Raw genomic sequence first — 24,224 nt, 5'->3', positions numbered from 1 at the left:
CTACTTCCGTAACCGGATACCAAGGCGGAGTATTCGTCGATCAGGTACCTCCATCACTGAGGCAGTGCGTATGCCACAACGTAGTCTCCCTTCTTCGTCGTAGCGGAGTTCCCGCCCGCGCTGATGACCAGAAATTGCCTGCCGGTTTTCGGCGAGATGTACGTCATCGGCGTTGCTTCTGCACCCACTGGCAAGCGTCCCTTCCACAACTCCTTACCCGTGCGCACATCGAATGCCCTGATGTAGAAATCCTGCGACGCCGCGATAAACACCAGGCCGGTCGACGTGGTGACTGGCCCACCCCGCGTCGGCATGCCGATAGGCATAGGCAGGTGGGTGGCTATACCCAGTGGGCCAGTGTCCTGCGTCGTGCCAAGCGGCATAGACCATGCGACCTTGCGTGTGGCCAGGTCGATAGCGCTTATGGTTCCGTACGGCGGTTCTTGGCAGGGGATCCCCAATGGCGACAGGAAACGCCCCATCTCGATCCCCCATGGTGTACCTGCCTGCGGAGCATTGCCCTCATGGCCGCCCCCTTTGACACCGGCCTCGTCGTAAGCTTTGCGAGGAATCATGCGATTCCAGATGGCGACACGGGTGTCGTTCACGATCAGGTAGCCGAGATTTTCCGCGACGGAGACCGAGCCCCAATTCATGCCGCCCAACCAGCTTGGGTATTGGATCGTCAGGCGCTCGCTGGGAGGTGTGAACTCACCCTCATAGCGAGCCTTGCGAAAATCGATACGGCAGATCAACTGATCGATCGGTGTCAGCCCCCACATGCGCTTCTCGCTGAGGGGCTCAGTGCCGATAGCGGGCATGCCTACGGAATACGGTTGGGTCGGCGAACTGCGGTCGTCCACCACGCCACCCTGGGGAACCTGACGCTCTTCGACCTTGGCGATCGGCGTGCCCGTTCGGCGATCGAGCATGAAGATCTGACCACGTTTGGTCGTCTGGATTAGGGCCGGCAAGGTACCACCGTGGCCATCCGGAACATCGTAAAGGGCCGGTTGCGACGGCACGTCGTAATCCCACCGGTCGTGATGAACAGTCTGGAAGTGCCAGCGCTCGCGCCCCGTGGCGATATCCAGCGCGACAATGGAGGAGGAATAGCGATCGTCAGCAGCAGATCTCTCGCCGCCCCAGAAGTCGGGTGTCGCATTGCCCGTGGGCAGATAGATCAGGCCCAGCGCGTCGTCAAACGCCGGTGTCGACCAGACGTTGGGCGTACCCGGCGTATAGCTCTGCCCTTCTGGGGGCTCGCGGGTAATCGCGGGATTTCCCAAGTCCCACGCCCAGACTAGCGCGCCGGTGCGGACATTGAATGCGCGTACCACTCCGGACGGCTCCCCGGTTTTCTGGTTATCCCAGACCAGTCCGCCGACGACGACCAAATCGCGAACTACAGTCGGCGCCGCAGTCGGAAAATAGAGCTCTTTGTCAGGGCTTCCCAAGCCGATACGCAAGCTTACGCTGCCATGGTCGCCAAAGTCGGTACATGCCTCCCCTGTTTGCGCATCCACGGCTATCAGGCGCGCATCGACAGTGGTGGCAATAATCCGCCGACTGCAAGCAGCAGGCGCTGAGCTATCCGAATCCGAATCCGATGTTTGCACGGTCGAATCGTGATAACCCACCCCGCGACAGCGCGGGTAGACATTGTTGGTCTGCACCTTCGGATCGTGGTGCCAGATCTCTTTCCCGGTTTCATCGTCCAGGGCAAACAGCTGGCTCGACTGAGTGCAACCGTAGAGCACGCCGTTGACGTGCAGCGGCGTCACCACATGGCCTTCGTTGCTACCTTTGGGTATTTCTCCAGTGCGATACGTCCAGGTGACCTTGAGGCCAGAGACGTTCTGCGCAGTGATCTTGTCCAGGACGGCGTGGCGAGTACCCGATGGGGTATGCCCGAAGTAGCGCCAATCGGAAGCAGGCTCAACGGTGCCAACGGCTTTGCCCGGCACTGGAGTCGGTGCTCCGTCGGCTGTTTGGATTGGCTGTGGCTGCAGCGCTGCGTAGAACGTGGCGGCGATGCCCACGGCCACCACCAATGCGCCCACATTGGAAAGCCTGGCTTGTAATGGCTTGACGCCAGAAAGCAGCGCAGGTATTGCCAGCAGTACCAGTAGAGCGAGAACGGCCAACGCTACCAAGCGAGAAAACAGTGGCCAGAATGTCAGGCCTACGTCCCACACAGACCAGGCTATCGACGCAACGAACACTGCCAGATACAACAAGGCCCCAGGCAGACGTCGGCGCGCCAAAAGTATCCCGGCAGCGGTCATGCCCAGTCCCGCCAATGCAAAGTACCAAGAGCCACCCAACGTGATGAGGTAAGCACCCGCAACGAGCATGAAAACCCCGGGAAGCAAGGTGATAATGCCTAGTGCGATCAGCAGCGTACGGGCTGTCCGTGATAGGTTTGTGTCCGACATAAATGACTTCCTTGATACTGTATTGGGCATTGATACTCTTGGGCGTGCCTGGGCATAGACGAGGAAAACTCAGCGTTCCAGATGGGTCAGCGCATGATGAAACCGCCATCGACGGAAATGGATTGCCCAGTCACGTAGCTAGAGAACTTGCTGCTCAGCCACAGCACTGCGTCAGCAATTTCTTCAGGCTGCCCATGACGACCCATCGGCACGGCTTTGGTCATGCCTTCGAGCGCCTCGCCCTGACCCGATGCGACCATCTGATCAACCATTGGTGTCCAGATCAGCCCGGGGCATACTGCGTTGACACGGATATCGCGGGCGGCATATTCAAGCGCGGCGCTCTTGGTCAAGCCGATCACCCCGTGCTTGGCGGCGTGATAGTTGGCGCGCTCTGCACCACCCACCAAACCACCCAACGAAGAGCAGTTGACGATGGTGCCGCTACCCTGCCGACGCATGTGCTCCAGCTCGAACTTCATGCAGGCCCAGACGCCACGAAGGTTGATGGACATGACGCGGTCATAGTCGTCGACGGTGGCGTCGGCGATTTCGGCCAAGATGTTCTGGATGCCTGCGTTGTTGAACGCCGCGTCGAGTTGTCCGAATGTAGCGATGGTCTCTTTGACCATGGACTCGACCTGATCAATGTCGGCGACGTCGCAGCGAAGGCCGATCGCCTTATGGCCGGCAGCGACCAGTGCCTGCGCCTGAGCCTGTGCAGCCTCGCCATTGACGTCTACAAGCGCTACCGATGCCCCTGCCTGGGCGAACGCCTTGGCGGTTGCCAGACCAATACCAGAGGCTGCACCGGTGACCAATGCAACTTTGTTTTCAAACGAAAAGCTCATCGAATATTCCTCGATTTTCAAATGTGATCAGATTTATGAGTTGCCAGCACACAGGCCGCACTAAGGAAGCAGCCAAGTCCGCAGATACCCACCACCAAGCCCATGGGCCAGGGAGTGCCATCTGCAAATGTGGCGACTAGAGCCGAGCCCAAAATGCCTGCGCCGTACTGCAGTGCACCGGCGAGAGCCGATGCCGTGCCGGAAAACTGGGGAAGGCACCCCAAGGCGCCCGTGATGGCGTTGGCGAGGACAAAACCTGTGGCAGCAACGAATACAAAACATCCACAGATCAGAAGTGGTAGCCCGCCCCAATCCGCCCATGTGGTGAATGCGATGACGCCTCCAGCAACGGCCGAAATGACGCCTCCAACTAGCAAAAGAGAGTCGATCTCATGGCGGTTTAGAAATCGCGCGTTGAGCTGGTTTGTCACCATCAGACCGACGATGCCGGCACCAAAAAGCGCGCCATACCACTGCGGATTGACGTGGTGATACGCGATGTAAGCAAAGGGCGATCCGGCGATGTAGGCAAAGGTGCCTGCATAGAAAAAACCACCCGTGGCGATGTACGCCATGAACTTGGGTGTGCGCAGTAGGACGCGATAGCGCTGCATGATCGTGTGCAGTGAAGTCGGGCTTCGCTGTTCAGGTGGTAGCGTTTCGGGCAACATCACCAGACTGGCCAGCGTGGCCAAGCCCATTACAACCAATGTCCAGAAGATCGCTTGCCATGAGAGCAGGTGTAAGATCTGTCCACCTACAGTGGGCCCGGCCAGCGGCGCAACGGCCATGATGGTCATCAATGTCGACATCATCTGTCCGGCACGACGGCCCTCATAAAGATCGCGCACCATTGCCCGAGCGAGAACAACGTTGGCGCACGCGCCCAACGCTTGCACAACCCTACAGCCGATTAACGCTGTTCCATCGGCGGCAAGCGCGCAGCCGGCTGAGCCCGCGATGAACAGGATGCACCCAAGCGCTACAGGCAGCCGGCGACCAAATCGATCACTGAACGGGCCCCAGAACAACTGCCCGGCACTGAACCCCGCTAGATAACCACTCACGGTCAATGCCATCGCGCCGTCGTCCGCATGCAGCGATGAAGCCATGATGGGCATCGCTGGCAAATAGAGGTCGGTGGAAATGGACGCGAACGCCAGCAAAGCGCTCAGGATCAACAGGATACGGATACCACGCTGCCGCTCACGCCCCGATCGTTGAACATCTTGCGAACGGTGCTCTGCCGTTGCTACGCCGATCTCACTCACTGCGAGCTGCCTTTGGGCAATATCCGAACAGTAGCTGCCCGTGAGCGCTCGCTGATCATAGGAACTAGGTAGCTGCTGGTGCTGTATTTCGCCCGGTAGGCATCGTCGATGCGGTCATTGAGGGCCCCGCCAACTGGCTCAAAGCTCACGTCCAGCTTCTTGCCAGCTGCGATGATCCTGCCCGCCTTTTGCTTCAACGCCGCTTGGTACCAGCGAGACTGGACGCCGTTGTAAGCCCGGACGTAAAGGTCACCCCCCACCTCGACACACCATATAAAGGTTGGCGTCCCGTAATTCACCATGTCCTCTCTGAACACGGAGATATGCAAATCGTCGGCCTTAACGATGGCGCTCAGTTCAGCTTGCTCCCACTTCATTGATGCCCCCTTTTGCGCTCGCGCATTCACCGTCTCTGCACAAACAGCACTGGGGCTCAGGCCGCTGTAGATAAGCAAGGCAGCGAACGCCGTGCCCGGAAGAAGTCGTGTGTTCATCTTCAAGTCCTCTTCGGTTGGGAGATCAGTGAACGCTGGCACTGAATGTTTTAAGTCCGCCCACGCTAATCAACCGGAACGGCCCTGAATACCGGGCAAACTTGGGATGTTCTACTGAGCAGCACTCATCAATTGGTGAGCGCGTCGATTTAAAGCGGATGTACGCATCAAAACGTGCGCGGACTGACATTACTGAGCAGGGCTCATCGGATCATGTTGGTTTTGGCTGGTAGTGCCAGCGCAGATCCTCATTTAGCGTGTCAGCTCCGCCCATTGAGCAGGAGCTTGTCCATGAGAGCACTCTTCAAAACGTCTTCGCTGGTAGCGATGATGTGCGCCGCTATATCTGCCCATGGCGCTGACATTCCAAAAGACCAGGCCATGGCCATCAGCCGCAATGGTGATCAAGCATCGACCATGGGAGCACCTGCCAACTTTGTCGGAAATGTCCGGATTGACCCGCTCTTCGCTGCTCGCGCGCCATCGACCGTTTCAGCAGGCGCCGTGACGTTTCAGCCGGGCGCACGGTCGGCCTGGCACACTCATCCAAGAGGCCAGACGCTGATCGTCACTGCGGGTACGGGTTGGGTACAGCAGGTAGGCGGCGAGAAGATAGTGATAAAGCCAGGGGACGTCATCTGGACACCGCCAGGCGTTAAGCACTGGCATGGCGCTACGGCCACCACCGGCATGACTCACATGGCGATTCAAGAAGCTGTTGATGGCAAAAATGTCGAGTGGATGGAGCCTGTGACTGAAGCCCAATACGAGGCTTCCCGGTGAAGTTCGCGAAAGCAGGTATTGCCTGCTCCACCCTGCTGCTGGCTGCCTGCTCGCCTACGAGTCACATGACCACAGATAGCTTGACGCCCGTTCCCACGCTGGATGACATGCGCGCTGTTTCTCCGGCGCTGGCCTATAACACTGAGTCCACGCTATTAGGTGAGGTATGGAAGCGCCCGGGGTTGTCACCGCGTGATCGAAGTCTTGTCACGCTGGCAGTTCTCATCTCCAAACAGCAAACGGTGGAGCTCGCCTACCACCTCAATTTGGCTTTGGACAACGGCGTCAAGCCTGCGGAAATTTCTGAAGCCATCAACCATCTTGCGTTCTACAGCGGCTGGGGCAACGCCACCGCGACGATCCTTATCACCAAAGATGTCTTTGCCAAGCGCGGTATCACCCCAGATCAATTGCCCCCTGTATCACCTTCCCTGCTGCCTATCGACCAGGCCTCCGAGAAGGTGCGCACGGCGTACGTCGACAAGAACGTCGGCCCCGTTTCGCCAGGACTCGTTCACTACACCAGCGCTTCGCTGTTCCACGACCTGTGGCTGCGGCCGGGATTGGCGCCACGAGACCGAAGCATGATCACCGTTAGTGCGCTGATCGCTACAGGGCAGGTCGCACAACTGGCGGCCCACCTCAATCGCGCCATGGACAACGGACTGACCCAGGGGCAAGCCTCGGAAATGTTGACCCAGCTGGCGTTCTACACCGGGTGGCCCAACGTGTTTACCGCCGTGCCGGTAGTCAACGACGTATTCACCAGCCGACAGAAATCTTGAGGAGAATGCGAGGATGATTGACGACAGCAGAATGGGTGAAGGGCCCGCGACCATGAGCCGCCGCAAGATCATGCTGGCAGGGGCCAGTCTCGCGGCTGCACCCTTGCTCGCTGGCGCCGGCAGCGCAGCGGCAGCATCGACTGAGCCGGCACCTCTCAAGGGCCCATTTGCAGTACGAGCCTACGCCACCAAAGGCGCCAAGTCGGGCTTTGCTCCGATGCAGATTCAGCGCAGAGCGGTAGGGCCCAAAGACGTATTGATCGACGTCGAGTATGCAGGGGTATGCCATTCGGACATTCACACTGCGCGTAGCGAGTGGTCTGAGACACCCTATCCCTGCGTGCCTGGGCACGAAATCGTTGGCAAGGTTGCAGCGATTGGCAATCAGGTGACCAAATTCAAAATTGGCGACTATGCCGGTGTGGGCTGCATGGTCGACTCCTGCGGTGAATGCGAGAACTGTTTGGCTGATCGGGAGCAGAACTGCCTGAAAGGTACCACCTTCACCTATGCCTCACCCGACAAGGTAATGGGCGGCATGACCTACGGCGGCTATTCCGAGCGCATCGTGGTCAAGGAGCACTTTGTCATTCGAATGCCGGCGGGTGCGAACCTCGCGGCCATGACACCGCTACTCTGTGCAGGTGTCACGACTTTCTCGCCAATGCAGCACTGGCAGCTTAAGCCTGGACAACGAGTGGGGATCATTGGCATGGGCGGGCTGGGCCATGTGGCAGTGAAGCTGGGCGTGGCTCGGCGCGCGGAAGTTACCGTCTTTACGACGACATCCAGCAAGCTCGAAGACGCTAAGCGGATGGGCGCCCATGACGCCGTACTGTGGAGCGACAAAGCGGCTTTCGCACGTTTGGCTAACCACTTCGATCTGATCATTTCGACTGTGCCAGAATCCTACCCGATGCAGCAGTTCGTAGATCTGCTGAGGCTCGATGCAACCTTCGTCAACGTAGGGGCACTCGGAAAGCTCGAAGGGCTCGACGGCATGCTCATGGCATTTGGGCGCAAGTCCTTTGCTGGCTCGTTGATTGGCGGAATTGCTGAAACCCAAGAAGTCATCGACTACTGCGCCGCCCGAAATATCACCGCCGATATCGAGATGATCAAGCCGGAGCAGATCGATAAAGCGTATGAGCGGGTCATCGGCAAGGACGTACGGTACCGCTTCGTGATCGACTTCGCTTCTGCCCGCAAAGCATGACAAATACTGGTACCTGCTGAGTTCTGATATAGGGCATTTTTCGCATCACCGACCACTGCGCCCATCACCTGGCTAATGGGCGCAGTGGTAAATCACGATAGTCCTTGCGAGCAGCCGAGGTCTGGTCTCAGATCAACTAAGCCGCTTATTACCATGCATAGGCCTGAGGTGCTTCACCTTGAGTGGGCCAGATCTCGTTCAGGCGTTCAAGGGTGCTGGACGAGAGATTTACGTTAAGGGCCTGCAGGTTTTCCTTCAGCTGTGCCACCGTCCTAGGCCCAATGATAGGCGCGGTGACCGCCGGTTGGTGAAGCAGCCAAGCCAGTGCAACATCGGCAGGTGACTCGCCAAGCTCAGCGCACAATGCTTCGTATTTTTCCAATTGCGGACGCAAGCGCTCGACCTGATTGGCGACCTTTGGCTTTGCACGCCGGCCCTCGGTGATCTTTTGCAAAGCACCACCCAAAAGGCCTCCTCCCAGAGGGCTCCACGGCACTACGCCCAGCCCAAGATGCCGACAAGCTGGGATGACCTCTTGCTCGATTGCACGATTTGAGAGGTTATAGATGCTCTGCTCTGAAACCAGGCCCATGAAGGAACGGCTGGCCGCTGCTGCCTGCGCGGTGGCGATGTCCCAGCCGGCAAAATTACTGCTGCCAACATAGATGATCTTGCCCTGTTGAACGAGCAACTCCATGGCCTGCCAAATCTCCTCCCAGGGGGTGTTACGGTCGATGTGGTGCATCTGGTAGAGATCAATATGGTCAGTCTTCAGACGGCGCAGGCTTTCCTCACACGCCTTCCGGATACGGTAAGCCGAGAGACGCCGATCATTCGGGCCAAGCTCCATCGGCTGATAGACCTTGGTGGCCAGCACAATCCGGTCACGACGACCACCTTGGGCAAGCCAGCGTCCGATGTACTCTTCCGAAATCCCATACCCTTTGGCCATATCCGGGGAATTAGGGCCCCCATAAACGTCTGCAGTATCGAAGTAATTGATGCCCGCATCGAGTGCTTCATCCATGATGTTGAAGCTAGTGGTTTCGTCCGTGAGCTCACCAAAATTCATGGTGCCTAGGCACAGCCTGCTGACTTTAAGTCCCGACCGACCAAGATGCTTGTATTCCATATCTACCTCGTGACTAAAGAGTTTTCTCCCGCACACGCCAAATCGGCTGTACCGGGCCCATTAGTTAGTACCTACGAGGGTTGCCAGGGATTCATGAGATCCGCTCACTGCGGCTCGCGCTTTAGGGGAAGAATAGATTTTGATGGCCACACCGTCATACAGGGGGCGACCCGTGGCTATTCGCCGAGAGGATGGATTTCTCGAATGAGATCTATCAGCAACCGCAGCCCCGTGGGCACCTGCCGGTGGCTGGAAAAATACATATGGTAGCCAGGCGCGACGCTAGCCCAGTCATCCAGAACGGTGACGACCTCACCGCAATCGATCAGAGGTTGCATGGCGGGCTCAGGGGCATACATCAGACCTGCGCCATAACGCACCAAAGCCAGCCCCACACGCGTTTCATCGATCGTGATCGCTCCAGGCACGGCAATCGCGAGCCGCTGCTTACCTTTTTCAAATTCCCAGTCGTACATCGCGCCGCTGCCCAGGCGAATACGCAGGCAGCGATGGTTATTCAAATCATTGGGGTGCCTGGGGATACCGAAACGCTTGAGGTAATCGGGCGTCGCGGCAACGACCCATCGAATGTCCGGCGATAAACGCTGGGCAACCATGTCTTCAGGGACTGTCCCTCCGTAACGTATACCGGCGTCGTGGCCTCCACCGATCACGTCGACGATCAGGTTCGTGACGGTCAGGTCTATCTCAATCTCCGGATAGCGCTCTGTGAATATCGGGAGCACAGGGCCAAGCAAGAGCTCAGCGGCGTCACTCAGAATATTCAATCGGATGCGACCTGTCGGCTCGTCGCGAAACTTGTTCAGGATCTCCATGGCATCGTCGATTTCCTGCATCGGCGCGCTGATTACCTGATGCAACCTCTCGCCGGCGTCGGTCAACGTCACACTCCTGGTGGTGCGATTGAGTAACCGTACGCCAATCCTGGTCTCAAGGCCTTTGATCGCATGGCTCAGTGCAGACGCACTGATGCCGACTTCCTGGCCTGCTCGGCTGAAACTCTGGTGCCGCGCGATGGCGAGGAAATAAACAAAATCAGCGAGATTCGCGCGGCTTACGCTCATGGAATATCCTTGGCGACCAGGTTGTCGGCGACCCGGGCAGGCCGCTTCGTGAGTGAATTTTACCTACCCAAGGTCGGGATATTGATGAGTCTTGCTCATTGCGTGATTGCATAATTCTCAACAATGCCTATCCGGTTCCCCACACTGGACAATAGGGCGCCTTGATGTAGGCTTCAGCTGGCTACCCTTTGAATCGCACAGCCTCCAAAAATGCACGAAACGCCGGAGATGCCTGTCTCCTGTTCGGATAATACAAGTGATATCCCTCGAAATGCGGGCACCAATCTGACAGCACCTCAATCAAGCCGCCACTCTGTAGGTGAGGCTTGGCAAGGTGGTCTGGGACGTAAGCTAGCCCGATTCCGTCCAAGGCTGCATTGAGCAAATGGATACTGCTGTTCGCAGTGAACTGACCTGTGACCCGGATATTGATTGCCTGCCCATCCTTTTCGAACTCCCATGCGTAGCAGGGCCCGTTGGACGAATGCCGGATATTGATGCACGCGTGCTCGGTCAAATCCCGAGGCTGGAGCGGCTGGCCATGCCGATTCAGGTATTCAGGAGAGCCTACAACTGATAACCGCCAATCCGGCCCCACCCTGGCAGCGATCATATCCTTGCTGATCGACTCGCCGAGCCGTATCCCGGCGTCGAATCGCTCGCTGACAATGTTGGTGAACCCATAATCGATACTGATTTCTACGTGTATGTCGGGGTATTGCTCAAGAAAAGCCGGCAGCATTGGCCGCAACGTGCTTTCCGCCGCATCGTCAGAGCAAGTGATTCGGATGACGCCTGACGGCTTGTCCCGAAGCACTCCAAGCGCATCGACCTCTGCCACTATCTGATCGAACAGCGGGCCAATGGAGTTTAGAAGCCGCTCGCCTGCGTCAGTCGGCGCTACGTTGCGTGTGGTGCGCGTTAACAAGCGCACACCCAGCCTTTCTTCCAGCCCTCTCACTGTGTGGCTGAGCGCTGATGCCGATACCCCCAACTTCACCGAGGCCTTCGTAAAGCTCTGGTCTCTTGCGACTGCCACGAAACACTGGAGGTCGTTAAGTTTGGGAGCGCTCATTACTGAATTTTCCTCAGCTCAATACTTAGATTATCGACGCTTATAATACTAATCGCATTCGCCTAGGCTGTGCTCAGTTTTCAAATGATGTGGCCATATCCGCCACGCCTGAACCACAGCAAAGGAATTCAACATGTCTTATCCGACCTACGATTTCAGCGGCCAGGTGGCTTTGGTCACTGGCGCAAGCCAAGGCCTCGGCTTTGCCACGGCAAAAGCGTTCGCTCAGAGCGGCGCATCGGTCGTGCTGTCCGACAGCAACACCGAATCTCTGAAGCTGGCTACCGAGCAACTGAAAGACCTGGGATTTGCCGTGCTCGCCGTCCCGTGTGATGTCACGCAGGAAGCTCAGGTGAAAGCACTGGTTGAAAAGACGGTCGCTGCCTTCGGCCGATTGGACATGGCGTTCAACAACGCGGGTGTCAGTGGCCCTACGGGCGCGATTACCGAAGAGAGCGAGGAAGGCTTCGATCAGGTGAATGCCGTTAATCTCAAAGGTGTTTGGGCGTGCATGAAGCATGAACTGATTCAAATGGAGAAACAGGGGTTCGGCGCTATCGTGAATTGTTCTTCGCTAGGCGGTTTGGTCGGCTTACCAGGTCGCACTGCCTACCACGGAACCAAGCACGGGGTGCTCGGAATCACCAAATGCGCAGCCCTGGAGTTTGCAACCAAGAACATCCGGGTAAACGCCGTTTGCCCCGGCACGTTCGATACACCCATGGTTGAGGGGATTGATCAGGATTCTATTGTTGAGTTTATGCGCAGCCAGCCTATTGGCAGGATGGGACGCCCCGAAGAACTGGCAGCGGCCGTACTGTGGCTATCCAGTTCCGCCGCCAGTTTCGTGATTGGAGCGGCGCTCTGCGTAGACGGTGGGTTCACCACTCATTAAGCCGTGGCGTCATCGCTGACAAGTTCGCGTACGCGCTTTTAAGCAGCTTACGCCGGCGCTACCCTCGGCAGCATCAAGGAGCTGTGCGCGTGCCTCTTCATGGGAGTTGATGAGGCCAGCTGACAAGGGCATCAAGGGGCGAATAGAGAAAACGGGAAAAATCGTACGTTAAGGCTTTCCGTGCAGCTGTAACGGCCACTAACGGCTTGGCGTTTGAAGTCTGCTCATTCGCCAGGCGTCCGGGTCTGAAGGATCCCCTCGTCCTCGCCCGCCTGAAACCCTGAACGACCAACATGCTGACCTTCGAGCCAGTCGTAGGCCTTCTGCAGCTGACGCAGCTGCAGCGCCGCGCTCTCGACCTGGGCCCGTAGCCCGGCGCTTTCCTCGCGGGCGTTCGAGCGCTGCACGCGCAGCTGGTCAACGAGCTAGCGGCTGTGGCCCAGTTCCCGGGTCAGCCGCTCGGTGTCCTGCTTGGCCGCATCGCGCACCCGGCTGGGTTCCATCATCAGGTGGTTGGTGGTGCTTTCGAAGATATCGGCTTGGCGGCTGACCTCGGCGCGCAGTGCGCCGTTCTCTTCCTGGTGCAGCGCCTGCAGCCTGGCCAGCTCGGCCGCATGCGTCTGCGCGAAGCGCGCCTGCTCGGCTTGGTGCGAAGCCAGCAGACGCTCGAGCTCAGTGGCATGCCGCTGTCCCTGCTGATGCTGCGTCATCACCTCGCGCAGCTCGCCGCGGACCTCTTCGTTCTGCGCCTGCACTCGCAGCGCAGTTGCTGTCGAAGGTCGATACCATGGGCCGAGAGAGCCGCCGCGACAAGACCATCATCGAGCAGCTCTCTCACGAGATCGCCATCCTCAAACGCCACAAGTTTGCCGAGCGCAGTGAGCAGATCGGACCGGCGCAAGGCAGCTTGCTGGATGACTTGCTCAACACCGACCTCGAAGCCATCGACCCCGAGTTGAAATCACTTCGTCCCGCCCCGGCACCGGACGAGGCACGCCAACAACCCAAGCGCGCCGTTACCAACGCAGTTTGCACGTACCGTCATTCATCACGAGCCGGAGTACACCGAGTGTGCCTGCGGCTGACAGCTTCAACGCATCGGCGAAGATGTCAGCGAGAAACTGGATTACACGCCGGGTTTGTTCCCTGTTGAACAGTATGTGCCTGGCGAGTGGGTCTGCCTTGAGTGCGAAACACTGACTCAAGCACCAGTGCCGGCCCAGGTGATGGTGATGGTGATGGTGATGGTGATGGTGATGGTGATGGTGGCGAAGTTCGCAGACCATTTGCCGCTGTACCAGCAGGAAAAGATCTTCGGCCGTGTCGGTCTGGCGATCCCGCGTTCGACACTGGCTCAGTGGGCCGGCCAAACTGGCGTACAACTGCAACCGTCGGTAAATGCACTGCGCGAAGCCGTGCTGGCACAGCGGTCGTCCATGCAGATAAAACACCGGTGCAGATGTTGGCACCGGGCGAAAAGAAAACACATCGAGCGTGCGTCCGGGCCTACTGCACGACACCATTCTCGGCACTGAGAGCAGTGGTCTACGACTTCAGTCCCAGCCATGCAGGCGAACATGCGCGCAACTTCCTGGGTACCTGGAACGGCAAGCTGATGTGCGATGACTTCGCAGGCTACAAGGCCAGCTTCAAGCGAGGCATCATCGAAATCGGTAGCATGGCCCATGCCCGGCGCAAGTTTTTTCGACCTGCATGTGGCGAACAAAACCCAGTTGGCAGAGCAAGCGCTGCACTCCATCAGCGGCTTATAAGAAGTCGAACGGCGGGCCGAAGAAATGGGCGATGAAGACAGCAGGCAATTACGTCAGAAAAATAGCGGTGCCTATCGCTGAAAAACTGTATGAGTGGATGCCGGCTCAGCGCGCTTGTGCCCGAGGGATCGGCCACGTCCAAAGCACTGGATTACAGCTTGAAACGCTGGGTAGCACTGAGGCGCTACCTGGATGATGGTGCTGTGCCCATCGACAAGAATGCCGTGGAGAACCAGATCAGGCCGTGGGCGCTTGGTGGGTCGAGCTGGCTCTTCGCTGGATCGCTGCACAGTGGTAAACGGGCTGCGGCGATCATGATTCCGATCCAGTCGGCGCGCATGAACGGGCATGATCCGTATGCGTATCTATACGCGCCCACACGCCTGAGCTACAGGGTGTTAAGCAGGTGAGCTCAACCCAGATTCAAACCATGCAACCATGGCTCATATCGGGCTTGTAGTGGTCTAATGAAACCGGACACCCATTTAGGCGAGAATGCTCGCCACAGAGAGGTGTCTGATGACCAAGCAACGTCGTACCTTTACCCCAGAGTTCAAGCGCGAGGCTGCGTGCCTGGTGCTCGACCAAGGCTACAGCCATACCGAAGCAGCCCGTTCGCTTGGGCTGGTTGAGTCGGCCTTGCGTCGTTGGGTGAACCAGCTCCAGCAAGAACGTGGCGGTGTTACTCCGACCAGCAAAGCCCTGACGCCTGAGCAGCAAAAAATCCAGGAACTCGAAGCTCGTATCAATCGGCTGGAACGGGAAAAATCCATCTTAAAAAAGGCCACCGCGCTCTTGATGGCCGAGGAACACGAGCGTTCGCGTTAATCGATCAACTTCGGGCTCACGAGCCGATTGATCTGTTGTGCTCGGTATTTGAAGTAACCCGATCGTGCTACTACGCGTACTGCCGGAAACGTCGGTATCCAGATGCCGAACGGGTGGTTTTGCGCAGCCGCGTGAACGAGCTGTTTACGCAAAGCCGAAGCGCTGCGGGCAGTCGAAGCATCATGCTGATGATGAAAGAGGACGGCATGCAAATCGGGCGATTCAAGGTACGTAAGTTGATGCGCGAGCTGAACTTGATCAGCAAACAACCGGGCTCCCATGCCTACAAGAAGGCCACCGTGGAGCGACCTGATATCCCGAACGTACTTGATCGTGAGTTCAGCGTGGAATCCCCGAACAAGGTCTGGTGCAGTGACATCACGTACGTTTGGGCCGAAGGTCGATGGCACTATCTAGCGGCCGTAATCGATCTTTATGCGCGCCGGGTTGTGGGCTGGGCGTTCTCAGCCAAGCCCGACGCCGACCTGGTGATCAAAGCGCTGGACATGGCCTATGAGCAGCGTGGCCGGCCTCAAAATGTGCTGTTTCACAGTGATCAAGGCAGTCAATACGGCAGCCGGAGTTTCCGCCAGAGACTATGGCGATACCGCTTCACACAGAGCATGAGTCGGCGCGGCAACTGCCATGACAACGCGCCGATGGAGCGGCTATTTCGCAGCCTGAAAACTGAATGGATACCGACGGTGGGCTACATGAGCGCTTCGCTAGCGCAACAGGATATTGGCCGGTTCCTGATGGAGCGCTACAACTGGCGGCGACCGCATCAGTTCAACGAAGGGCTAGCGCCTGCGGTCGCTGAGGAAAAACTCAATTCAGTGTCCGGGATCAGTTGACCACTACATAGTGGACATAGAACCGACCAGTCCATGCTGAGGATTGATCAGGAAGGTCACGACCCCGAGCTGGCTAAGATAGGAAAGCAGCTCATGAATCTGCAAAATCAGTTGTTGTTTCTGTGGCATTGCCGCCATGTAGCCATTGAGGCTATCAACGACAATCATAGAACTGCCGCGCTGCTCGACCTCGGCCGTGGGCAACGATGATGCCGAGGGTGGTCGGCTCCAGGCGCAAGCCATGGTCGACAAACTCAAGGGCAAGGGCGACGTCGTAATCATTCAAGAGCCGATCGGCCAGTCGGCGCAGATCGACCGCGAAAAGGGCGAAATGGAAGTCCTCAAAAAACACCCCGACATCAAGATCATCGAAATGAAGACTGCCAACTGGTCCCGTGCAGAAGCCCTCGCGCTGACCGAGGACTGGCTCAATGCGCACCCCAACGGGGGTATCTCCGGAATCATCGCGCAAAACGACGACATGGCCCTTGGCGCGTTGCAAGCCGTCAAATCCTGCGGCCTGACGCCTGCCGGCGTGCCGGTCACGTCCATCGACGGGATGCCCGACGCGATCCAGGCCGCGAAGAAAAACGAAGTCACGACCTTCCTCCAAGATGCTCAGGCGCAGTCTCAAGGCGCATTGGATGTGACCCTGCGCGCCTTGGCGGGCAAGGATTACAAACCGCAGTCGGTCATCTGGGAGCGCTACACCAAAGACGTGAAGTGGGGCGACGGCACTGACAAAAACTACATCCTGCCGTGGGTGCCAGTGACCGACAGCAATGCCGATGCGCTCTATCAGCAGGTCAGCGGCGGCAAATAGCGATCGCCCCCCTATCGTTGCCGCCGAGCGCGAGCAACGATCGATCTACCGGGCGCGACACAGGAGTCATCTTCATGTCTGAATTCTGGAACAGGGCCTTCGACCTGGACGGCCGCTGCGCGGTGATCACTGGCGGGGCGGCCGGCATAGGCTTGGCCTGTGCCGGCCTGCTGGTTGAGCGAGGGGCACGGGTTGTGTTGCTGGACCGTGATCCTGCATTCGTCGAAATCGCCGCCGGCCTGGGCACAGCGCACATCGGCCTCAGAGTGGATTTGTGCCAGATCGACCAGATCACCCGCACCATCGATACCGTCGCCGATCACTTCAAGCGTATCGATTATCTGGTCAACAGCGCTGGGGTCGCGGTGCTCGACATAGCGCTCGACGTCACCGAAAACGCTTGGGACACGACACTGGAGATCAATCTCAAGGCCAGTTTTTTCGTCGCTCAGGAAGCAGGGCTGCAGGTGCCCACGGATATATCCGTGGCAGGCTTCGACGATATTTCCATGGCCGCCTACTGCGATCCGCCGTTGACGACCGTAGAGCAACCGGCCGAAGACTTTGGACGCCACGCCGTACACAGGCTGGTCGCCCTGATCGAAAACAAGCCGTTGGCCGAACGCCACGTACAGCTGCCATTCACGCTGAAGATTCGTGCAAGTGCCTGCGCGCCAGCAGGGGCCGGTCGATAGCAGGGCAGCATGGCGTATGATTGGCGCTGCACTTTCAGCCACAGGACCTCCATGGCCACTCCCAATTCCGGGCTGCGCAGCCAACAAGCTGAAGAAACCCGCGCACGCATCCTCAAGGCCGCCACCAAAGTGTTCAGCCAGGACGGCTATTCGGGCGGCCGCATCGAAAAGATCTCGCGGCTGGCCAAGTCCAACGACCGCATGATCTATTACTACTTCAAGAGCAAGGAGCAGTTGTTCATCCGTGTCCTGGAGGGCATCTACGCCGACTTCAACGAAGCCGAAAGCCGCCAGCGCTTCGACCTCGCCCAGCCGGTCGCGGCCCTTGAGCAACTGGTGGGGTTCGTCTGGGACTACTACGGGCGCCACCCCGAATTCATCAGCATCCTGAACAGCGAAAACCTGCACAAAGGCAAGCACTCGCGCAAGTCGCCCCATCTGTTGGCGCTGTCGGGCGCGGCGCTGGATACCCTCGCGCCAATCATCCAGGCGGGGCAGGCGCAGGGACTGTTTCGCATGGATGTGGATGTGATCCACACTTACCTGATGATTTCCTCGCTGTGCTACTTCTATAACTCCAACCTGCATACCTTGGGCGCCTTCCTGGGCACCGATCTGAACAGCAAGGGCGCGCGCGAGCACTGGCTGGATTACGCTCGCGATCAGGTACTGCGCGGGCTGGCGGCAGGCTGACCGGATTCAGTGGCTGCCGGGATTGATGCGCAGCCAGGCCACTTGCTTGCCCAGAGGTGGCCAAGTGGCCTTGTCTGCCGCAAAGGTGCTGCGCAGATTTGATGGCGATCGGAACGTTAACCTAACCGGTCCATCCTTGAACGGCCTGCGACCATTGACATCCACGGCGAGGAAAGAAATGGCTCCATGGCACAAAGCGTCGCTGTCGCGAATCGCGCCGAAGATCACCAGCCCTCCCAACCGTCGCTGCACGGCATGAGCTACCATCAGTCGCCACCGATCGCGTTTTTAGATCCCCACCAGCATCCACCACGACGATGTCGCCGGGCTGCGACATGTCCATCGCCTTGTGCCTCATCAAGTTGAGGGTTGGGCCGACAGGCCGTTCCCGCCTGAAAAACGGGCGCTGGTTGCACCCCAGTTGGGGGCTTTCCACTTTCTGTAGTAACTAACTCCTACAAAAAAGCCAGCGCTGGGAGTGCCGAGTTTGTTACTTTTTGTTTCAGACCAAGCGCTGTCAAGAAAGTTACGCTACTAGGCCGCCCCCCTGAATTAAGGACAATCTAGGAATACGCATCTTACCTGTCCAATTTTTTGACACCTATCGCTGAGAGCATTGATCTTGAGCACTTGCTCCAGGCTCCTCCTTTTCCTACGCTTGCCCCTCCTGAATGGAGTTTATTACGGACGCCTGAGTCTGATATGGATTCGCTCATCGCCTGGGAGCAGTTCAGCAAGGGCCTTACAGCTGTTCAAGCTGCAACGAACGCCTTTTCGCTGAACGCGTACCAAGATCGATAGTAGCCACATTACTTTGCTTGGATTAGTTCACCAACGCGAAAGGCCATCCTTAGAAATAGGAGGTCCCATGTGCCGACAATGCTCGGATCCGCATTTCAAATTGCTTTACACCCCTATCGAAGCAGCACTCCGGTGGTGTGGGCTTCAGGCGTTCGAGACACAGATCACCCAAGCAAACTGGTTGTACCCCGAACAGCTGCTCAAGATCTTTCCCCGATGGCGCTGCCTGGCGACGCATGTCGGCATGATCCTGGATGCCGTGCAGCACCAGGAGCTACCGAATCACCCGCAGGCGTTGTTTACCGGGCTTGATGCCAATCTCGGGCCGAGCTCGCTGCGCATCCGCCACGGCGAACTGAAAGCGTGGATGAGCCTTTACCACCCAGACCAGAAACCGCCCTTCCTGTTTGCCTACGCAGCGGACGCGGAGGGCTCGGTTAAATGGGGGCACTATCTGGTACTGAAAGCTGACAGGGACATGCTTCAGGTTCTCTGCAACCGGCTGACAAAAGCTCACGCTGAAGTAGTGGAGCAACTCGCCACGCTTGGGGTCGAGGTGGAGCAGCTTCGCGCCACCGCCGAGGAGGAAAAGCCCGCGGATGCACGTACCGAAGCGGGCTTGCTGAATGTCATTGGCGCCCTGCTGAGGCTTTTGCTCAACGGAAGTCCTGGAGAAAAAAATAATCCTTTTTTTCCTAGCCAGGACGCGATCGTTGCCGCAATTCAGCAGCAGTTCCCCGACCATCCGGGCTTCAAAAAACGTACGTTGGATCAACGGTTTGCGGACGCAAACAAGCGCTTCAAATAGCGCGCCTGTACCAAATTGCAATGCAATCGTCGGCGATTGCATTGCAATGACAAGCTCGATTTACTGGTGTTGACTCATGTCACTTCCCATCGCAAGCCATCTGGCGCCAAGGAGTGACACGTATGCAAACCCAAACTGACGCGACCGTTAGCCCCGCCCAAACCGACCGCTACATCATGCGCCGTGATGAGGTCGAGAAACGTACTGGATTCAAGCGGGCGCACATCTACAACCTGATGAAGGAAGGCAAGTTCCCCCTGGCCCGACGCATTGGTATGCGCGCTGTGGGGTGGGACTCAGCCGAGATCGACCGCTGGATCGCCGAACGCCTCGGCGCGCAGGCGTGACGGTGAAGGTGCTCTCCGTAGTGTCGACCAAAGGCGGCGTTGGCAAAACAACCGTCACGGCCAATCTGGGCGGCCTGTTGGCCGACGCCGGTTTGAGGGTGTTGATGATCGATCTGGACAGCCAACCGACGCTGTCCAGCTACTACCCTCTCACCTGCGCCGGCACCGCGGGCAGTGTTGAGCTGATCGGCCATCGCGTAGTCGATCTCGATCAGATCGTTTCACGGACCTGTGTCGAAGGCTTGCACGTGGTCCTGTCCAATGATCCGCTTGGCCAGTTGAATACCCTGTTGTTGCACGCCCCAGATGGCCGATTGCGCCTGAAAAATCTGCTCCATGTCTTCGAGCCTATCTACGATGTGGTGCTGATCGACACCCAGGGCGCGCGCAGCGTCATCGTCGAGATGTCCGTGCTGGCCTCGGACATGATGCTCAGCCCCATCCCACCCGAAATGCTCGCGGCCCGGGAGCTGCACCGCGGCACGCTTGCGCTGCTGCAAAGCTTGGCGCCCTATGAACAGTTGGGCGTCCGCCCTCCCCCGGCACGGCTGCTGCTGAACCAGGTCAATCTGAGCCGCCGCGATACGCGCTTGATCATTCAGAGCCTGTCTGCAGACTTTGTCGCACATGACCAGGTCACCCTGTGTTCCGCGGTGGTGCTGGATCGCGTGGCCTATTTGAACGCGGCCTCGCTGGGCCTGCCCGTGCACCGGATCGACTATCGCCCTTCTCCCTCTGGCGGGTCGAGCGCGGCGCAGTCGATGCGGCAACTGGCGCTTGAGCTGTTTCCCGAATGGCACCGACTCATCGACCCGGCGTCAGCACCGGGTGTCTATGCCCGCTACTGAAATCTTCTAACCAACTTATTGGAGCTCGCCATGCATGAGCCACGCTGCGTGATCCCATCGCCATCAGTTTCTTGCCATCGCGAGGTAACAGAACCCTGTTATTGCACCGTGGTGTTCGACCTCCCGGGCGGTCACCCCGCTATCACCAAGCTGTTGCATGAGCTCAGCCAGCACTTCGAATTGCCGGGCACAGCCTTCGTGGTCAAGTTTGAAGTCGGCGACAAGCTACCGCAGGCGTAATTGAGGCCCATCATGATCAAACCCACCCAGGAACAGATCAGCGCCAGACTGCGCCCACAGATGTTGCTGCGCAGTCCAGGCGAACGCGTGGCGCCGGAGTTCGACCAGGAGTCAGAGATCGTGGTTACCCTGGAGCAATTACGGCCCTACGAGCGCAACCCCCGGTTCATCCGCAACCCTCTGTATGACGACATCAAGTTGTCGATTCGTGAACGCGGGCTGGACCAGGCGCCTTCCATCACCCGACGACCCAGCGAGACCTATTTCATCATCTTGAATGGGGGTAACACGCGCCTGTCCATTCTGAACGAACTGTGGAAGGAGACGCGCGACGAGCGTTACTTCCGGATCGCTTGCCGCTACCGGCCCTGGACCAGCGAGACCCATGCCCTGCTCGGGCATCTGGCTGAAAGCGATCTGCACGGACAGCTGGCGTTTATTGAACGCGCGCTGGCGGTGGTCAACGTGAAGGCATTGTTGGAAGATGAAGGCACGTCCCTTTCGCAACGCGAACTCGCCCAGGCGTTGGCATCGGGCGGGTATCCGGTCTCGCAATCGCAGATCAGCCGCATGTTCGACACCGTCGAATACCTGCTGCCGAGTCTCCCCAATGCCCTGTGTTCCGGGTTACCGAAGCCACAGATCGAGCGGCTCATTCTGCTGCGCAAACGGGCTGAGCAAGTCTGGAACCGCCTGCTGGCCCCGCTCGATCAACTGCTTGTGCTGTGGCAGCAGACGCTGTCCAATTTCGACACGACGTCCGACGAATTCGACTGGGACGAAGTACGCGGCGCCTTGTTGGCGCAGATGGCCAAGGTGCTGGACATCACGCCGCGGCTGATGGAGTTAGAACTGATGCAGAGCGGCTCTCACGTTATGCCGTCGAGTGACCCCTCCATCAAGGAGCGGCCCACTGCGACGGTAAACGAATTGCGAAATGCCGGCGCCAAACGCGCAAGCGCGCCCCCGCTGATTCACAGTCAGACACCGCCTCCTCCCTTCCCAACCAATCAGGTCCGGGACGATGACGACCCCGCCGACGAGGACCCGCTACGGTTGGACGATATTTTCGGTGGTCTGCGCCCAGGTAGCACAGAGGTGATCGAAGCACAGACGACCAGTACCGCATCGCTCCCTTCTCTGTCACAGCTGATGGATTCCATCGCGCCACTGGCCATCGCCGAACTGCGCAGCCTCGCCGCCGAATTGGCGCAGTCATTGGCCCAATACGCGGCACTGCCAGACTTTGTCGTGGGCGCAGAGCAGGGTCTTGGATTCACGCTCAACTGGCAGGCCGCAGAGGCCACCGCCCCCCAGGGCGTGGCCGTGCAGCTGCTGCTCACCTCCATTCTGCGCGCCCAGGACGGGGTCGAATGGGAACTCAAGCAGCAGCTTCCGCCGACACTGGTGGGCCAATTGCTGGTCGGTGACTATCTGACCCCGCTCGGTGGCAACTCCAGACTCACGTTCGAACTTCAGCGCCTGCCCGACGCGCAACTGAATCAGTGGATCCAGTTGGTGGTGCTGGCAAGACGTATCGTGGACCTGAGCCAGGCCACATCTCAGGACGATTCGGAGACACTCTCATGAACGCGATCTTCGCCCTGCTGAATAACACCATGCTTAACCAAGTGTTGCACGAGTTGCGCCAAGGCCACCTTCAGCGCTGTCGCGCGTTGGGCTTGGCCGAAGAGGACCTGGAGATCTTGCAATCCCTGCCACCCACCACGCTCTCTCGTTTAGCCCATGCCGCAGTCCCCTGGGTAGAAATCAAGGTCGATACCGCGGTGATGCGCCGGCTGATTGAGCAGGCCGACCGTGACGAGCAAAACGAACGCCTGATCAATCGCGCCCTCAAGCTCGGCGCGAGCTCGCTGATCATGAACAAGTGCTTTGGGCTGGACCACTCTGAAACCGCCATGCGCCGCCGGCTGCTGAAGATCGAAGTCAGCCGCGGGCGCCCGCAAAGTCTGACCGAAGCCCAGGAACATGCGCTTTGGCAGCGCTGGCGTCAGTTGAGACAGCAGGACGGCACCGCCGACAAGCTCGACACCATGATGATGCTCGCCGAGGAACAGGGCGTCACTCTGACCATGGTCTGGCAACAGTTGCACCTGTACGGAGAGCAGCTATGAGGCACGGTCTCAGCTTGGAGGATCTAAAACGGGCCATGCGCCAGTGCGCCCAATACATGCAGGACAACCCTCACCTGTTTCCACTCCCCTCACCGCCCAAACCCAAGCCACCGCCCGACACCTCGATCCAGTTTCGCTACATCGGCAAACCCCAGAACATCATGCCCCGCTCTCTGCTGCTTGATACCCGGCTCACACCGCTGGAGCGTAACGCCTGGCAGGCCCTGCACTTCATGATCGTAGAGCGCGGGCTCAAATACCCCCGCTACGAGGACTTGCAGCCGTATCTGTCCGCGGTCCCCTGCGGCGAGAAAGCTTCACGCGAGACAGTAGCGCGTGTACTGCAGAATCTACGACTGACCCGTTGGCTCAGCCTGGTCACGCATCTTCGCGACGATCAAGGTCGGTTGCGGCCACCCATCTATGTCCTGCACGACGAGCCGCTGACGCCGGCCGAAGCACTGCAGTTGGACGAGGGTTATGGTGATCTGATCAAGCGCAGCCTTAAGCACGCCGCCAAGGGCGTACGCATCACCGCCGGACATGTGCTGGGGGAATTGCGGCGTGACCAAACGGTACCGGCGGCCTATGTACCCAAGGTGCTCGCCCTGGTGCCGTCGGCGCCTGAGCAACACTCACTCGAACTCGAGGCGCCCTCTCCTGCTCACGAATCCGAACAGCCTTCGCTGGATGTCGCTTCCTTGCCCTACCCGGTACAACATCAATCCGAACGGCCGGCGAAAGCCTCGGATTTAGCGGTGGTTCGGATTCCGAATCCCCCTAGTACTGTACAAGAGCGTATAGAGCAAGAGAGTACGGTACGAGGGGCTGGGGGAACATCCGAACTCGAGTGGCCAGCGAACCTGCCCATCAGCGCAAGTGATCGGCAGATCGCCTTACAGGCCATGACCCCATTGCCCGACGCGGCCAGGGTGGCCGTCCTGCAGGAGGCCGTGGCCCGGTGCACAACGGGGGCCGTGCGGCGCCCAGCCGCTTACCTGATGGGGTTGATCAGGAAAGCGATCGAGGGAGACTTTCGATTGTGGGCCGCCAGAGACATCGCGACCAAGGTGCCGCCCCCCAAAGCGATGCGGGTCCAGCAGGCGGTGCCAGAGCCGAACAGCGCTGAACGCAGCGGCGCGCCGCGATCGGCGTCCCCCGTGGCACGGGCCTGCCTGGATCAGCTGCGTCGACAGTGTGGGGTGATGAGTAGCGCTTAATGGATTTGATGCCTGGGGCATCAAATCCATGGACGTCCAGTCGCCCTGTCCTGTCGCAGGCGTTGATCCGAACCTGAAGCTCGGCTTCGCGCGTGTGCGGTAATGAGCACCAGCCTTCAGTGGATTTGATGCCTC

At 58.7% G+C, this 24,224-nt stretch carries 27 protein-coding genes and 2 pseudogenes; 18 read left to right on the top strand and 11 right to left on the bottom strand.

What is annotated here, in order from left to right; translation table 11 throughout:
* Window positions 1-53 precede the first annotated feature (53 nt).
* From LCH65_RS10460 to LCH65_RS10445, 4 genes are all read right to left on the bottom strand, one after another.
* Complete coding sequence (locus LCH65_RS10460) at window positions 54-2,438, bottom strand: membrane-bound PQQ-dependent dehydrogenase, glucose/quinate/shikimate family (RefSeq protein ID WP_226439396.1); 2,385 nt, start codon at window positions 2,436-2,438, stop codon at window positions 54-56.
* A gap of 86 nt (window positions 2,439-2,524) precedes the next feature.
* On the bottom strand, window positions 2,525-3,289 hold the full coding sequence (locus LCH65_RS10455; RefSeq protein ID WP_226439395.1) for a glucose 1-dehydrogenase: 765 nt from the start codon (window positions 3,287-3,289) through the stop codon (window positions 2,525-2,527).
* Between the two features lie 17 nt (window positions 3,290-3,306).
* Window positions 3,307-4,560, bottom strand: a complete 1,254-nt coding sequence (locus LCH65_RS10450; RefSeq protein ID WP_226439394.1) for a multidrug effflux MFS transporter — start codon at window positions 4,558-4,560, stop codon at window positions 3,307-3,309.
* The gene (locus LCH65_RS10445) at window positions 4,557-5,054 is read right to left on the bottom strand and encodes a DUF2255 family protein (protein ID WP_226439393.1); all 498 of its coding nucleotides are present in this window, start codon (window positions 5,052-5,054) and stop codon (window positions 4,557-4,559) included. Before LCH65_RS10445 ends, LCH65_RS10450 begins: the two co-directional genes overlap by 4 nt.
* A gap of 291 nt (window positions 5,055-5,345) precedes the next feature.
* Between LCH65_RS10445 and LCH65_RS10440 the strand changes: the two genes are divergently transcribed.
* The 3 genes from LCH65_RS10440 (at window position 5,346) to LCH65_RS10430 (ending at window position 7,838) form a co-directional block, all read left to right on the top strand.
* A complete protein-coding gene (locus LCH65_RS10440; RefSeq protein ID WP_226439392.1) occupies window positions 5,346-5,837 on the top strand; it encodes a cupin domain-containing protein in 492 nt (163 codons plus the stop codon).
* Window positions 5,834-6,622 carry a carboxymuconolactone decarboxylase family protein gene (locus LCH65_RS10435; RefSeq protein ID WP_226439391.1) on the top strand — a complete coding sequence of 263 codons (789 nt, stop codon included), beginning with the start codon at window positions 5,834-5,836 and terminating at the stop codon, window positions 6,620-6,622. The genes LCH65_RS10440 and LCH65_RS10435 overlap by 4 nt, the downstream gene beginning before the upstream one ends.
* A 217-nt stretch (window positions 6,623-6,839) precedes the next feature.
* The gene (locus LCH65_RS10430; protein ID WP_226439464.1) at window positions 6,840-7,838 is read left to right on the top strand and encodes an NAD(P)-dependent alcohol dehydrogenase; all 999 of its coding nucleotides are present in this window, start codon (window positions 6,840-6,842) and stop codon (window positions 7,836-7,838) included.
* Window positions 7,839-7,986: 148 nt separating this feature from the next.
* Here LCH65_RS10430 and LCH65_RS10425 read toward each other — a convergent pair whose 3' ends face one another.
* The 3 genes from LCH65_RS10425 to LCH65_RS10415 all read right to left on the bottom strand — a co-directional run bounded on the left by LCH65_RS10425 (window position 7,987) and on the right by LCH65_RS10415 (window position 11,130).
* Complete coding sequence (locus LCH65_RS10425) at window positions 7,987-8,970, bottom strand: aldo/keto reductase (RefSeq protein WP_226439390.1); 984 nt, start codon at window positions 8,968-8,970, stop codon at window positions 7,987-7,989.
* A gap of 176 nt (window positions 8,971-9,146) precedes the next feature.
* Entirely contained in the window at window positions 9,147-10,055 is a 909-nt protein-coding gene (locus tag LCH65_RS10420) for a LysR family transcriptional regulator (protein WP_226439389.1), read from the bottom strand.
* A gap of 181 nt (window positions 10,056-10,236) precedes the next feature.
* Window positions 10,237-11,130 carry a LysR family transcriptional regulator gene (locus tag LCH65_RS10415; RefSeq protein WP_226439388.1) on the bottom strand — a complete coding sequence of 298 codons (894 nt, stop codon included), beginning with the start codon at window positions 11,128-11,130 and terminating at the stop codon, window positions 10,237-10,239.
* 133 nt (window positions 11,131-11,263) lie between these two features.
* Between LCH65_RS10415 and LCH65_RS10410 the strand changes: the two genes are divergently transcribed.
* Window positions 11,264-12,025, top strand: a complete 762-nt coding sequence (locus LCH65_RS10410; protein ID WP_226439387.1) for an SDR family oxidoreductase — start codon at window positions 11,264-11,266, stop codon at window positions 12,023-12,025.
* A 224-nt stretch (window positions 12,026-12,249) separates the two neighbouring features.
* Here LCH65_RS10410 and LCH65_RS10405 read toward each other — a convergent pair whose 3' ends face one another.
* Together LCH65_RS10405 and LCH65_RS10400 are read right to left on the bottom strand one after the other, a co-directional pair.
* Complete coding sequence (locus LCH65_RS10405; protein ID WP_226439386.1) at window positions 12,250-12,432, bottom strand: hypothetical protein; 183 nt, start codon at window positions 12,430-12,432, stop codon at window positions 12,250-12,252.
* Between the two features lie 18 nt (window positions 12,433-12,450).
* Complete coding sequence (locus tag LCH65_RS10400) at window positions 12,451-12,780, bottom strand: hypothetical protein (protein ID WP_226439385.1); 330 nt, start codon at window positions 12,778-12,780, stop codon at window positions 12,451-12,453.
* An 11-nt stretch (window positions 12,781-12,791) separates the two neighbouring features.
* On the opposite strand from LCH65_RS10400, the gene LCH65_RS26240 reads away from it, so the two are divergent.
* The 4 genes and pseudogenes from LCH65_RS26240 (at window position 12,792) to LCH65_RS10390 (ending at window position 15,479) form a co-directional block, all read left to right on the top strand.
* The gene (locus LCH65_RS26240; RefSeq protein WP_260523821.1) at window positions 12,792-13,178 is read left to right on the top strand and encodes a hypothetical protein; all 387 of its coding nucleotides are present in this window, start codon (window positions 12,792-12,794) and stop codon (window positions 13,176-13,178) included.
* Window positions 13,179-13,257: 79 nt separating this feature from the next.
* A complete protein-coding gene (locus tag LCH65_RS26235; protein WP_260523820.1) occupies window positions 13,258-13,560 on the top strand; it encodes an IS66 family transposase in 303 nt (100 codons plus the stop codon).
* Window positions 13,485-14,207, top strand: a pseudogene (locus tag LCH65_RS26230) (transposase). The gene LCH65_RS26235 and the pseudogene LCH65_RS26230 overlap by 76 nt, the downstream one beginning before the upstream one ends.
* A gap of 109 nt (window positions 14,208-14,316) precedes the next feature.
* A protein-coding gene (locus LCH65_RS10390; RefSeq protein WP_226439384.1) for an IS3 family transposase occupies window positions 14,317-15,479 on the top strand; the annotation gives its coding sequence in 2 pieces (ribosomal slippage) (window positions 14,317-14,569 and window positions 14,569-15,479; 1,164 coding nt in all).
* Between the two features lie 3 nt (window positions 15,480-15,482).
* On the opposite strand, the gene LCH65_RS10385 is transcribed toward LCH65_RS10390, so the two are convergent.
* Window positions 15,483-15,647, bottom strand: coding sequence for a hypothetical protein (locus tag LCH65_RS10385; protein WP_226439383.1), 165 nt, complete (start codon window positions 15,645-15,647; stop codon window positions 15,483-15,485).
* A 28-nt stretch (window positions 15,648-15,675) separates the two neighbouring features.
* Between LCH65_RS10385 and LCH65_RS10380 the strand changes: the two are divergent.
* The 3 genes and pseudogenes from LCH65_RS10380 to LCH65_RS10370 all read left to right on the top strand — a co-directional run.
* A pseudogene (locus tag LCH65_RS10380) lies at window positions 15,676-16,302 on the top strand (substrate-binding domain-containing protein); the annotation flags it as partial.
* 74 nt (window positions 16,303-16,376) lie between these two features.
* A complete protein-coding gene (locus LCH65_RS10375) occupies window positions 16,377-16,997 on the top strand; it encodes an SDR family NAD(P)-dependent oxidoreductase (protein ID WP_226439382.1) in 621 nt (206 codons plus the stop codon).
* A gap of 51 nt (window positions 16,998-17,048) precedes the next feature.
* The gene (locus tag LCH65_RS10370) at window positions 17,049-17,690 is read left to right on the top strand and encodes a TetR/AcrR family transcriptional regulator (protein ID WP_226439381.1); all 642 of its coding nucleotides are present in this window, start codon (window positions 17,049-17,051) and stop codon (window positions 17,688-17,690) included.
* Between the two features lie 6 nt (window positions 17,691-17,696).
* Here LCH65_RS10370 and LCH65_RS10365 read toward each other — a convergent pair whose 3' ends face one another.
* On the bottom strand, window positions 17,697-17,957 hold the full coding sequence (locus LCH65_RS10365; protein WP_226439380.1) for a hypothetical protein: 261 nt from the start codon (window positions 17,955-17,957) through the stop codon (window positions 17,697-17,699).
* Window positions 17,958-18,558: 601 nt separating this feature from the next.
* Between LCH65_RS10365 and LCH65_RS10360 the strand changes: the two genes are divergently transcribed.
* The 7 genes from LCH65_RS10360 (at window position 18,559) to LCH65_RS10335 (ending at window position 24,089) form a co-directional block, all read left to right on the top strand.
* On the top strand, window positions 18,559-19,299 hold the full coding sequence (locus tag LCH65_RS10360) for a hypothetical protein (RefSeq protein WP_226439379.1): 741 nt from the start codon (window positions 18,559-18,561) through the stop codon (window positions 19,297-19,299).
* Between the two features lie 122 nt (window positions 19,300-19,421).
* Window positions 19,422-19,646 (top strand): AlpA family transcriptional regulator, encoded by a 225-nt coding sequence (locus LCH65_RS10355; protein ID WP_226439378.1) that lies wholly within the window; start codon window positions 19,422-19,424, stop codon window positions 19,644-19,646.
* 2 nt (window positions 19,647-19,648) lie between these two features.
* Window positions 19,649-20,494 carry a ParA family protein gene (locus LCH65_RS10350; protein WP_226439377.1) on the top strand — a complete coding sequence of 282 codons (846 nt, stop codon included), beginning with the start codon at window positions 19,649-19,651 and terminating at the stop codon, window positions 20,492-20,494.
* Between the two features lie 111 nt (window positions 20,495-20,605).
* Entirely contained in the window at window positions 20,606-20,734 is a 129-nt protein-coding gene (locus LCH65_RS26225) for a hypothetical protein (RefSeq protein WP_260523819.1), read from the top strand.
* A 12-nt stretch (window positions 20,735-20,746) separates the two neighbouring features.
* Window positions 20,747-22,324 (top strand): ParB family protein, encoded by a 1,578-nt coding sequence (locus tag LCH65_RS10345; protein WP_226439376.1) that lies wholly within the window; start codon window positions 20,747-20,749, stop codon window positions 22,322-22,324.
* On the top strand, window positions 22,321-22,869 hold the full coding sequence (locus LCH65_RS10340) for a DUF2857 domain-containing protein (RefSeq protein ID WP_044321336.1): 549 nt from the start codon (window positions 22,321-22,323) through the stop codon (window positions 22,867-22,869). Before LCH65_RS10345 ends, LCH65_RS10340 begins: the two co-directional genes overlap by 4 nt.
* Window positions 22,866-24,089: an STY4528 family pathogenicity island replication protein gene (locus LCH65_RS10335; protein ID WP_226439375.1), complete on the top strand. Its 1,224-nt coding sequence runs from the start codon at window positions 22,866-22,868 to the stop codon at window positions 24,087-24,089. The genes LCH65_RS10340 and LCH65_RS10335 overlap by 4 nt, the downstream gene beginning before the upstream one ends.
* The last annotated feature ends 135 nt before the right edge of the window (window positions 24,090-24,224 follow it).

The organism is Pseudomonas sp. MWU16-30316 (genome assembly GCF_020515645.1).
GTDB classification, from domain to species: Bacteria; Pseudomonadota; Gammaproteobacteria; order Pseudomonadales; family Pseudomonadaceae; genus Aquipseudomonas; species Aquipseudomonas cerasi.
This window is presented reverse-complemented; position numbering and strand designations above follow the sequence as displayed.

Coding starts and splice junctions, on each gene's coding strand:
- LCH65_RS10460 (WP_226439396.1), bottom strand. CDS start 2,438: ATGTCGGACACAAACCTATCACGGACAGCCCGTACGCTGCTGATCGCA.
- LCH65_RS10410 (WP_226439387.1), top strand. CDS start 11,264: ATGTCTTATCCGACCTACGATTTCAGCGGCCAGGTGGCTTTGGTCACT.
- LCH65_RS10345 (WP_226439376.1), top strand. CDS start 20,747: ATGATCAAACCCACCCAGGAACAGATCAGCGCCAGACTGCGCCCACAG.
- LCH65_RS10455 (WP_226439395.1), bottom strand. CDS start 3,289: ATGAGCTTTTCGTTTGAAAACAAAGTTGCATTGGTCACCGGTGCAGCC.
- LCH65_RS26235 (WP_260523820.1), top strand. CDS start 13,258: ATGGTGATGGTGATGGTGATGGTGATGGTGATGGTGGCGAAGTTCGCA.
- LCH65_RS10385 (WP_226439383.1), bottom strand. CDS start 15,647: ATGATTGTCGTTGATAGCCTCAATGGCTACATGGCGGCAATGCCACAG.
- LCH65_RS10425 (WP_226439390.1), bottom strand. CDS start 8,970: ATGGAATACAAGCATCTTGGTCGGTCGGGACTTAAAGTCAGCAGGCTG.
- LCH65_RS10355 (WP_226439378.1), top strand. CDS start 19,422: ATGCAAACCCAAACTGACGCGACCGTTAGCCCCGCCCAAACCGACCGC.
- LCH65_RS10370 (WP_226439381.1), top strand. CDS start 17,049: ATGGCCACTCCCAATTCCGGGCTGCGCAGCCAACAAGCTGAAGAAACC.
- LCH65_RS10335 (WP_226439375.1), top strand. CDS start 22,866: ATGAGGCACGGTCTCAGCTTGGAGGATCTAAAACGGGCCATGCGCCAG.
- LCH65_RS10340 (WP_044321336.1), top strand. CDS start 22,321: ATGAACGCGATCTTCGCCCTGCTGAATAACACCATGCTTAACCAAGTG.
- LCH65_RS10360 (WP_226439379.1), top strand. CDS start 18,559: ATGTGCCGACAATGCTCGGATCCGCATTTCAAATTGCTTTACACCCCT.
- LCH65_RS10375 (WP_226439382.1), top strand. CDS start 16,377: ATGTCTGAATTCTGGAACAGGGCCTTCGACCTGGACGGCCGCTGCGCG.
- LCH65_RS10440 (WP_226439392.1), top strand. CDS start 5,346: ATGAGAGCACTCTTCAAAACGTCTTCGCTGGTAGCGATGATGTGCGCC.
- LCH65_RS10365 (WP_226439380.1), bottom strand. CDS start 17,957: ATGGTAGCTCATGCCGTGCAGCGACGGTTGGGAGGGCTGGTGATCTTC.
- LCH65_RS10430 (WP_226439464.1), top strand. CDS start 6,840: ATGCAGATTCAGCGCAGAGCGGTAGGGCCCAAAGACGTATTGATCGAC.
- LCH65_RS10445 (WP_226439393.1), bottom strand. CDS start 5,054: ATGAACACACGACTTCTTCCGGGCACGGCGTTCGCTGCCTTGCTTATC.
- LCH65_RS10415 (WP_226439388.1), bottom strand. CDS start 11,130: ATGAGCGCTCCCAAACTTAACGACCTCCAGTGTTTCGTGGCAGTCGCA.
- LCH65_RS10420 (WP_226439389.1), bottom strand. CDS start 10,055: ATGAGCGTAAGCCGCGCGAATCTCGCTGATTTTGTTTATTTCCTCGCC.